5 protein-coding genes and 2 pseudogenes are annotated in these 5,329 nt (G+C 38.7%); 1 reads left to right on the top strand and 6 read right to left on the bottom strand.

Translation table 11 applies throughout. From position 1 onward, the window contains the following. Positions 1 to 209: pseudogene (locus NI455_RS15055) on the bottom strand (IS3 family transposase); the annotation flags it as partial. A gap of 45 nt (positions 210 to 254) precedes the next feature. On the opposite strand from NI455_RS15055, the pseudogene NI455_RS15050 reads away from it, so the two are divergent. After that, positions 255 to 815, top strand: a pseudogene (locus NI455_RS15050) (IS5 family transposase); the annotation flags it as partial. A gap of 99 nt (positions 816 to 914) precedes the next feature. Here NI455_RS15050 and NI455_RS15045 read toward each other — a convergent pair. The 5 genes from NI455_RS15045 to NI455_RS15025 all read right to left on the bottom strand — a co-directional run. Next, positions 915 to 1,715, bottom strand: a complete 801-nt coding sequence (locus NI455_RS15045) for a sulfite exporter TauE/SafE family protein (RefSeq protein ID WP_004647845.1) — start codon at positions 1,713 to 1,715, stop codon at positions 915 to 917. A gap of 42 nt (positions 1,716 to 1,757) precedes the next feature. After that, positions 1,758 to 2,252, bottom strand: coding sequence for a flavin reductase family protein (locus NI455_RS15040; protein WP_004647846.1), 495 nt, complete (start codon positions 2,250 to 2,252; stop codon positions 1,758 to 1,760). Positions 2,253 to 2,349: 97 nt separating this feature from the next. After that, positions 2,350 to 3,393 carry a methionine synthase gene (locus tag NI455_RS15035; RefSeq protein WP_004281804.1) on the bottom strand — a complete coding sequence of 348 codons (1,044 nt, stop codon included), beginning with the start codon at positions 3,391 to 3,393 and terminating at the stop codon, positions 2,350 to 2,352. A 51-nt stretch (positions 3,394 to 3,444) separates the two neighbouring features. Continuing rightward, complete coding sequence (locus NI455_RS15030) at positions 3,445 to 4,428, bottom strand: putative oxygenase MesX (protein ID WP_004647848.1); 984 nt, start codon at positions 4,426 to 4,428, stop codon at positions 3,445 to 3,447. A gap of 168 nt (positions 4,429 to 4,596) precedes the next feature. Further along, a partial coding sequence (locus tag NI455_RS15025; protein WP_253114852.1) for a hypothetical protein occupies positions 4,597 to 5,329 on the bottom strand: 733 nt, incomplete at its 5' end.

Genomic DNA, 5,329 nt, shown 5'->3' with positions numbered 1-5,329 from the left:
AAGCTGCTGTACTTTAACTGGATTTTGTTTATCTAAATATTTTTGATACCAAACACGTAGTGTTTCAGGAGTACAACCCTTGCGCAGTATAATGCTCAGGGAGCAATAGCTGTGATCGCAGCCCAATTCGATGGATAATCTTTCTCGGATTCAATCAATAATTGAACCGCTCTTTCTCTGATTTCAGGGGTATATTTTAATTTTGTCATCGGGATAGTCTCTCAGAATATTGACTCTCCGACAAACCCGGTACGGTTCAGTTTCTAGGTGAAGGTGAGTGGAAACGTAAGAAACATGGACCTGAATATCGTCGCCAATGGCGTAAGCTTCATATTGGCATCGATGCTGAAACCTTGCAAATACGTGCAGTACAGCTTACCACAAATAATGTGAGCGATTCGCAAGTACTCGGTGATTTACTTGCTCAAATTCCCTTAGATGAACGAATTGATTCGGTCTATACCGATGGTGCTTATGACACGAAGCACTGCAGACAAGTCATTCTAGATCGAGATGCACATGCGGTCATTCCGCCAAGAAAAAATGCAAACCCATGGAAAGATCAGAAATTGAGATCTTTAGAGCGGAATGAGTTACTGAAAACAGTTAAACGTTTAGGAAGAACGCTTTGGAAAAAATGGTCTGGTTATCATCGTCGAAGTTTAGTTGAAACCAAGATGCATTGCATCAAACTATTAGGTGATAAATTAACAGCAAGGAGTTTTTCTAGTCAGGTGAATGAGATTCATGCACGCATAGCCGTATTGAACAAATTTACAGAATTAGGTCGTCCTCATACCCAAGTTGTCACTTGAATTCTGTTCAAATGAGCAGAGTGTTGTCTTTTAAATCTTTGTGCAACAAAGCCCTTTAAAATTACATTTAGCATAAAATCTCTTATGCGAAGTCCAATATTAAATTAATCCCTTCACAAGGAAGAAGCTTGCTACAATGACCAATAAAACTGCAAAGCATTTCTTTAACATTGCTGGCGATAAAGCATGTGCCGCCTTCGCACCAAACTTAGCCGTAATGAAACTCATGATGCTAATGCCAATAAATGCATAAATATGCACGTAACCAATGGTATTAGGTACATTAATCTCAGCATTTATACCAAAAATAATAAAACCTAATGCACCAGCGACAGCAATGGGGAATCCACATGCCGCAGATGTTCCAACCGCCTTCTGCATGACCACACCATAGCGATTCAGGTACGGAACCGTCAGACTTCCACCACCTATTCCAAAAATTGCTGATGCAATCCCAATGACACTACCAGCAGCAACTTGTTGACCTGACGACGGTAAAGTTTGCGTTGAATTAATTGCTGTTTTAGCATCTGTAAGCATCGTATATGCGACCCAAATCAGAAATAAGCCAACAATGATTTGTAGATATAACCCTGATATCAAACCAGCAATACCTGCCCCAAAAAAACAACCAATCGCCATTGGTGGAGCTAGATTTTTAAATACAGGCCATAGCACAGCGCCATTTTTATGATGTGCCATTAATGAGCTGATTGAAGTGACAACGATTGTTGCTAAAGATGTACCTAATGCGAGATGCATAACAACATCAGGGTCATAACCCATTTGAGTAAAGACAATAAAAAGCAGTGGTACAATAATCGTACCACCGCCGACACCAAACAGCCCTGCTGCAAAACCAGCAAAAGCGCCGATGACTAAAAAGGTTATAAGTTCCACAATAAACTAACTTTAAAAAGATAAAAGAATTAAGGCATTGAGTTAAGCGTGTTCCAACTGACCCACTTGATGATAAGCACGGTTAAAATACACCAGACTTTCTTCTTGATCGCTTTGTTGAACTTTAAGAACACGACACATGAAAACACTGTGTGTACCGACTTGCTGAATATCTTGAATCTCACAGTCAAAACTGACCAAGGCATCTTTCAAAATAGGTGAACCAGTTTCCATCGTACTCCAATCACCGAGTTTGAAACGATCTTCTGAGCTGAATTTACTTGAAGCAAAAGCATTTGAAAGCTGTTCATGCTGAGTACTTAGTACGTTTACAGCCAAGACTTTATTTTCAACAAAATGGGCATGTGAACGGGAGGATTGATTCATACAGACTAATAACATTGGCGGTGTATCCGTCACGCTACATACGGCAGATGCAGTAAATCCATGCATACCTGTTTCACCCGAAGTCGTAATAACATTCACTGCTGTGGTGAGTAAAGACATTGCATTTCTAAAGTCTGTTGCTTCAATCATCTCTTTCATCTCAAATGTACATATCACGTGCTCGTGCATAAAGCTGGACAAATGACCTTGCGATGATTTGTTCTGCTTCGCACGAGACTACGTTTGATTAAGCTTCTAGCTCTTTACGAACAATGGCAGCACCTGCGCTTAAAGCTTCAAGTTTGCCACGTGCCACTTGGCGAGATAGCGGTGTCATACCACAGTTAGTTGAAGGATACAGTTTATCTGCATCAACAAATTGCAATGCTTTGCGTAGCGTATTTGCTACTTCCTCTGCAGTTTCCACTTGAGTGGTTGCCACATCAATTGCACCCACCATCACTTTCTTACCACGGATCAATTCGATTAAATCCATTGGTACACGTGAGTTTTGGCATTCAAGTGAAATAATATCGAGCTTAGATTGTTGTAGTTTCGGGAATGACTCTTCGTATTGACGCCATTCATTACCTAAAGTTTGTTTCCAATCTGTATTGGCTTTAATGCCGTAACCATAGCAAATATGAACTGCAGTTTCACATTTTAGACCTTCAAGTGCACGTTCTAAGGTTGGTACACCCCAGTCATTCACTTCATCAAAGAATACGTTAAACGCAGGTTCATCAAATTGGATAATGTCTACGCCTGCTGCTTCAAGTTCTAAAGCTTCTTGGTTCAAAATTTTGGCAAATTCCCAAGCCAGTTTTTCACGGCTCTTGTAGTGTCCGTCAAAAAGTGTATCAATCATGGTCATTGGACCAGGCAACGCCCATTTAATTGGCTGACTGGTTTGGCTGCGTAAAAATTTCGCATCGTCTACAAACACTGCTTTTTTACGAGAAACTTCACCCACAACTGAAGGTACACTTGCATCATAACGATTACGAATACGCATGGTTTCACGCTTTTCGAAATCTACACCTTCAAGATGTTCAATAAACGTGGTTACAAAGTGCTGACGGGTTTGCTCACCATCACTCACGATATCGATACCTGCAGTGACTTGCTCATGTAATGATAATTTCAAAGCATCACGTTTAGCTTCTAATAATTCTTCGCCTTCAAGCTTCCATGCAGACCATAATTTTTCAGGTTCAGCTAACCAAGACGGTTTTGGCAAGCTACCCGCAGTTGAAGTTGGGAGTAAAAGTTTCGGTTGTGTAAGCGCCATGTCTAATCTTCTTTCTCTAAAATTCGTCAGTCTGTGTGTCAATTCGATGTCTTAAGCAGCTGTTTCGACCTTAAAGTTTGCTGCCCATTCATTTAAAATATCTTGATATGGTTTGATGAAGTTTTCTTCTGTCCATTTACCTTGCTTAACCGCTAACTCACCACGTTCAACACGGTCATAAACGATACGTGTCAGTGAGTAATCGCCATAGCTCAAGCTTGGTTGATACTCCACACCTGCCGGAGAGTTGGTGTTGTAAATTTCAGGACGATAAATTTTTTGGAAGCTTTCCATGGTTGCAATCGCGCTGATCAATTCAAAATCAGTATAATCACGGACTAAGTCGCCAGCGAAATAGAATGCGAGTGGTGCATTACCACCTTCTGGTTTGAAGTAACGTACACGTAAGCCCATTTTGGCGAAATATTCATCGGTACGTGAATATTCATCATTGGTATATTCCTCACCTAAAATAGGATGTACGTTTGCCGTACGGTAATAGGTTTTAGAGGTTGAAACACTTAAACAAATCACAGGTGGCTTGGTAAATTCTGCCTTAAATACATCTGAATTCACCAAATGTTGATACAATTTACCATGTAGATCTCCAAAATCTTCAGGTTTTTCACCTACACCACAACCCAATTGAGGCAATACTACGCTGAAGTCGTAATCACGCACATAAGATGAGAAGCTATTGCCGATCATGCCTTCAATACGCTCCCCTGTTTTATGGTCAATCACTACACTTTTCAGTGTTTCAATAAATGGGAAAGTTTGACCATTACCTTCGATATCAATTTCAGCAGAAATGATGTCAATCTCAAGTGAATAGCGATCACCTTTCGGGTTATCAACGGTTGCCAAGCTATTAAAACGGTTGTTGATCATCGCAAGGGTACGACGCAAGTTTTCTTCACGGCTTTCCCCACGTGCCAAATTGGCAAAGTTTGTGGTTAAACGTGTGCTTTCTGCTGGTGTATAATTCTCATCAAAACGGATACGTTTAATTGAACACTCAAATGCTGTACTCATGGAGATTGCCACCTAAAAATTTTATAAAAAGCTAAATTTCTGAATGGCTGTATTTAAACGTGAATAAGAAAGTGAGTAAAACGATATAAATTCAGCTTAAGATGAGAAATACTCATCTTAATAAATTAAAGATTCTGAGGATTTTTAGTTATTCAGTAAGTTAAGCGGCTATCTAAAATCTTTATCTGAAATTGATAATGTTTTTTGCAACTCTACCAAAGATAATAAATCTCCAACTATCAAGTATGTGTAAATAACATAACGATCAGCTTCTTGCCTAGAAGTAATAATATCATGAGAACCTTTCTGAGCAGCTTTGAAAATAGCATCTAACCGCTCGCCCAAATATTTCATCTGTGAACCAACGATTTCCTCAAATCTTTTAGAGTCTGACTGCTCATCAACATATGCAATAATTCGATTTATATAATTATCCACACCTAATTTAATAATTTTAATTTTACCATTGTCTAAATTAATAGTCTTATCCTCTCTAGCAGGATAAATCACATCAGCAGTATCTTGAAATATTTGCCTACAACTATGAACAGCATTTGACCAATCCTCTGAATTTTCGGACGTTAAATTCTCATAAACAGATGCAAATTTTTGTGCTGATAATGGTACTAAACCTCCAATTTTTCCGTCTACAAACTTTCTTGTTCTAGAAAAAATATCTGACGTAATTTTTGAATATTTTAGCTCATAATATTTATTAGACACATATTCGTATACAAAAACTTGTCGTTTAATTAGAAATTGAGAGTCCGTGCTAATACCATCTCTTAAACTCTTTCTTTCTAAAAAATTACTAGGGCGTGTCCTCATTTGAAGAATTGGTTTTAAATACTTAAAATCCTCCTTTAAGCTCTTTTCATTTCTATATTTTTTCAATGGCACG

Source organism: Acinetobacter lwoffii, from assembly GCF_024129435.1.
Lineage (GTDB): Bacteria > Pseudomonadota > Gammaproteobacteria > Pseudomonadales > Moraxellaceae > Acinetobacter > Acinetobacter lwoffii_F.
The sequence above is the reverse complement of the archived record's forward strand: the minus strand, read 5'-3'. Positions and strand labels throughout refer to the sequence as shown.